Consider the following 4,581-nt stretch of genomic DNA (forward strand, 5'->3'; position numbering starts at 1 on the left):
GCTGCTGCCGCACAGTAGCAGTAGGTCGGGGCTGCCACCCTACAATACTGAAATATCAAAAGTTATTCAGTACTTATCCCGAACGCACATTATCTAAATGACCGTTTAAAATTAAAGCGCATCATCCATTTCATCAAAAAATCAGCCACGCCGATAAATAATCCGTTTTTCAGACGGCCTTTTGCAGGTTTTTCACCGCACTTATTGCGTTTATCCGACATTGCAAGCGCGGCAATATCATCAACAGACCGTGCCTTTCTGCTTCTGCCGGTTTCTGACAATCTGAAACTTTGCAAAAATATTTAAAATTCCTTAGCCATCATTAGCTTCGCAAGTCCGCTGAATGTTTCAGTTTTTTTGCAAAAATCTCAATCTGTCTGACAATATTTCCGCCGCTTAATCATCACCCATTTCACGCAAGGCATTGGCGGCTTCTTTATCGCCTGCGGCAGCCGCACGCCGATACCACACCATCGCGGCGGCTTTGTCGTCGGCTTCGTTCAAGCGGCCTACGGCGGTCATGGCAGCGGCGGAAGATTCGTCATCGCCACCCGCTGCGGCGTGATACCACGCTAAGGCGGCTTCTTCGTCTTGCGGCAGGCCGATGCCGTGTTCATAGCAATAAGCCAGCCAATATTGCGCGCCGGTATCGCCTGCTGCGGCAGCTTTGGCAAACTCGGCAGCCGCCCGCTTGGCATTACGCGCCACGCCGTATCCGTTGAGATACATCAGCCCGATATGGCGCGAAGCGGCGACATTGCCGGCGGCCGATGCCTGGATAAAGGCGGTCATGGCTTCTTGATAGCTTTTGCGCCGGTAAGCGGCCGCGCCGCGCTCCAGCAACACGTCATCCTGGCCTTTGGCTGCGGCGTGTGCGCCCGAGGCAACCGCCACCGGCGGGGTTTGCACCGGCGCGTAGCAGGCGCACAGCGGCAGCAAAAGCATTAAGGAAAAATATTTCATCAAACGGCGTTTCTTTAATCAAACCGCCCAAACGCGGCGGCAAACGTTGACAAAGCAGTCCGACAGCTGTCAGAACATTGATTTTCTACCTTGAAACAGGGTATTTTATTGAATTATAGCCGTCTGAAAACGCCCGTGCCGTGCCGAATTGCTGATTTAATATGTTTTTTATGCTACATTACAATTCTTTGCGAACCTGTTGCGGCCTGTCTGCACTCTGCCTGAAAGGATAGCCATGAGCGCGCCTCTTGAATTTGTCCGCCCCGATGTCCGGGCGATGACGGCTTACCACGTTGCCGATTTGCCTGAGGGCTTTACCAAGCTGGATGCGATGGAAAGCCCTTACCACCCGTTTGAAGCGCAGGCATTGCGGCAGGCATGGCAAGATGCACTGGCTCAAGCGCCCGTTCATCTTTACCCCAATCCGGCGGCCAGCGGCCTGCAGGAGGCTTTGCGCGATGCGTTCGGCATTCCCGAAGCCGCGCACATCGCATTGGGTAACGGCTCGGACGAGCTGATCCAGTTTCTCACCATGCTGGTGGCCAAACCCGGCACGGCCATGCTGGCGGTTGAGCCGAGCTTTGTGATGTACCGGCACAACGCGGCTTTATACGGCTTGGACTATATCGGCGTGCCGCTCAATGACGATTTTACGCTCAACCTGCCCGCCGTGTTGTCCGCCATCGAAACGCACAATCCCGCGATTACCTTTATCGCCTACCCCAACAACCCCACCGGCGTCTGCTTCAGCCGCGCCGAAGTGGAAGCAATCGTCCGCGCGGCTAAAGGCATTGTGGTGGTGGACGAAGCCTACGGTGCGTTCAACGGCGACAGCTTCCTGCCCCAAGCCGGCAGCATCGGCAATCTGGTGGTGATGCGTACCGTCAGCAAAATCGGTTTTGCCGGCATCCGCATCGGCTATGCCTGCGGCCACCCCGATTTAATGGGCGAGCTGGCCAAAATCCTGCCGCCCTACAATATGAACCAGCTCAGTCTGGCGACGGCAAAATTCGCTATGCACCATTTTCAAGTGATTAACGATACCGTATTGGCACTCAAAGCCGAACGCGAGCGCGTGTTTGCCGAATTATCTGCAATCGATGCCCTGCGTGCCTTTCCCAGCAGCGCCAACTTCATCACTGTGCGTGTGCCCGATGCCCAAGCGCTGTTTGACGCGCTCAAAGCCGAAAAAATCCTGATTAAAAAGCTGCACGGCGCACACCCGCTGCTGGCGCAATGCGTCCGCATCACCATAGGCTCGCCCGAACAAAACGACGCCGTATTGTCGGTTATCCGCCGCCTGTACGCCTGATTTTCCGCATACACTTATCCAATCCGTAACATTAAGAGTACCGCCATGAACAAAACACAACGCCACCTGACCAACCTGCTGCTGCTGATTGAAGAAGCCGGCAGCCTGAGCAAGCTCGCCCGCCGCTGCGGCTACGACAAATCCGCTTCCCTCTCCCAACTCAAGCGCCGTCTGGAAGCGCAAAGCGGCGAAGAAAACGCGCGCGGCATCCGCAACAGCCTGGCCCGCAAGCTGGAAGAAGCCATGGGCAAACGCAAAGGCTGGCTCGACCGTGACCACAGCAAAGACGCCGAAAAAACTGCGGCCGCCGAAGCCAAAGCCGCCGAAATGCCGGCCACCGCGTTCGCCATCTCTACCGAAGGCCGCTTCGTCACCGTCAGCCGCCACACCAGCGAAACGCAGATTACCGTGTCCCTCAATCTCGACGGCACAGGCAAAGCCCGCTTCGATACCGGTGTGCCGTTTCTGGAGCACATGCTCGACCAAATCGCCCGCCACGGCCTGATTAATTTGGACATCACCTGCAAAGGCGACCTGCACATCGACGATCACCACACCGTAGAAGACATCGGCATCACCCTCGGCCAGGCGCTCAAACAGGCGCTGGGCGACAAAACCGGCATCCGCCGCTACGGCCACGCCTATGTACCGCTCGACGAAGCCTTGAGCCGCGTGGTCTTGGATTTATCCGGCCGCCCCGGTTTGGAATACAACATCGAATTTACCCGCGCCCTCATCGGCCGCTTCGATGTCGATTTGTTCAGCGAATTTTTCCACGGCTTGGTCAACCACAGCATGATGACCCTGCACATCGACAACCTGCGCGGCAAAAACGCCCATCACCAGGCCGAAACCGTATTCAAAGCCTTCGGCCGCGCCCTGCGTATGGCGGTGGAGTTTGACGAGCGCATGGCCGGCAAAATGCCCTCCACCAAAGGCACGCTGACTGCCTAAGCGCCGTTATCGCCGGCACAACGCAATACCCAAGCCGTCTGAAAAACCCCGTTTTTCAGACGGCCACCCACTACCTAAAAAAGGAGAACACAATGGAGACATACCAATCTATCGGCTGGATCGGCATCGGCCAAATGGGCGTGCCCATGGTCAACCGCCTGCTCGACAACGGCATCCAAGTCGGCATCTACAACCGCTCGCCCGACAAAACCCAAGCTCTCGAAGCCAAAGGCGCCACCGCCTACGCCGACATCCCCGCCCTGCTTGAGCAGCACGACGTCATTTTCCTGATGGTTTCCGACTACGCCGCCGTATGCGACATCTTAAACGACGACATCCAAAAGCTGCTGAGCGGCAAAACCATCATCAACATGAGCACCATCGCCCCGTCTGAAAATCTGGCCGTCAAAGCCCTGGTTGAAGCCGCGGGCGGACGCTTTGCCGAAGCCCCCGTATCCGGCTCGGTCGCCCCCGCCACCAACGGCACCCTGCTGATTCTCTTCGGCGGCGATGCCGACATCCTGGCGCCGCTGCAGCCCGTCTTCTCGTTTCTCGGCAAACAAACCTTCCACTTCGGCGACGTCAGCAAAGGCTCCGGCGCCAAGCTGGTGCTCAACTCACTTCTGGGCATATTCGGCGAAGCCTACAGCGAAGCCATGCTCATGGCACGCCAATTCGGCATCGACACCGACACCATCATCGAAGCTGTCGGCGGCTCCGCAATGGATTCCCCCATGTTCCAAACCAAAAAATCCCTGTGGGCCGAAGAGCGTTTCCCCGCCGCGTTTATGCTGAAACACGCCAGTAAAGACCTCAATCTGGCCTGCAGCGAAATGGCCGCCGCCGGCCGCACCCTCCCCGCCCTCGAAAGCGTGGCCGAAAGCTACCGCGAAGCAGTCGCCGCAGGCTTCGGCAGCGACGACGTCTCCGGCGTGTATCAAAAGCTGGCACGCGGGTAAAACCACGCCCAGCCGTATCGAAAAATGCTTGACGAAAGCTTGATGAAAGTAAGGCATAGAACGATATAGCACAAAAAGCCGTCTGAAAAATCACATTTTCAGACGGCTTTTTTGTACTTTTCAGCAACGTAGCTTTTCATCAACACTTGCACAATATATAGTAGAATTCTTAATAAATAGTAATGAGTACCAGAAACCAAAACAGCAGCAGTCCAATGTCAGCAATCCGCCATTGTTTCCTTAACTGTTTAATCCAAGCCCATGTTTTTTCTATTGGATTTAAGTCGGGACTGTAGGGTGGCAGCCACAAGACAATATGCCCTGCATTCTCAATAGCTCCTATGGTGTCTGACCGCTTATGGAATGTTGCATTATCCATCACGACAATGCTGT

Annotated in this window: 6 protein-coding genes; 3 read left to right on the top strand and 3 right to left on the bottom strand. The window is 55.8% G+C overall.

Translation table 11 applies throughout. The features are described from left to right. Positions 1–89: 89 nt before the first annotated feature. Together BDE01S_RS11335 and BDE01S_RS08545 are read right to left on the bottom strand one after the other, a co-directional pair. Entirely contained in the window at positions 90–296 is a 207-nt protein-coding gene (locus BDE01S_RS11335) for a hypothetical protein (RefSeq protein ID WP_147283890.1), read from the bottom strand. A 100-nt stretch (positions 297–396) separates the two neighbouring features. Then, entirely contained in the window at positions 397–963 is a 567-nt protein-coding gene (locus tag BDE01S_RS08545) for an SEL1-like repeat protein (RefSeq protein WP_066080201.1), read from the bottom strand. A gap of 235 nt (positions 964–1,198) precedes the next feature. Between BDE01S_RS08545 and hisC the strand changes: the two genes are divergently transcribed. The 3 genes from hisC (at position 1,199) to BDE01S_RS08560 (ending at position 4,188) form a co-directional block, all read left to right on the top strand. Then, positions 1,199–2,275, top strand: coding sequence for a histidinol-phosphate transaminase (gene hisC, locus BDE01S_RS08550; protein ID WP_066080204.1), 1,077 nt, complete (start codon positions 1,199–1,201; stop codon positions 2,273–2,275). A gap of 45 nt (positions 2,276–2,320) precedes the next feature. Continuing rightward, entirely contained in the window at positions 2,321–3,229 is a 909-nt protein-coding gene (hisB, locus tag BDE01S_RS08555; protein ID WP_066080207.1) for an imidazoleglycerol-phosphate dehydratase HisB, read from the top strand. 92 nt (positions 3,230–3,321) lie between these two features. Beyond that, positions 3,322–4,188: an NAD(P)-dependent oxidoreductase gene (locus tag BDE01S_RS08560; protein WP_066080210.1), complete on the top strand. Its 867-nt coding sequence runs from the start codon at positions 3,322–3,324 to the stop codon at positions 4,186–4,188. 169 nt (positions 4,189–4,357) lie between these two features. On the opposite strand, the gene BDE01S_RS08565 is transcribed toward BDE01S_RS08560, so the two are convergent. Next, the coding region (locus BDE01S_RS08565; RefSeq protein ID WP_255265802.1) for a transposase at positions 4,358–4,581 on the bottom strand (224 nt) is incomplete at its 5' end.

The sequence above is a fragment of the Bergeriella denitrificans NBRC 102155 genome, from assembly GCF_001592185.1.
GTDB classification, from domain to species: Bacteria; Pseudomonadota; Gammaproteobacteria; order Burkholderiales; family Neisseriaceae; genus Neisseria; species Neisseria denitrificans.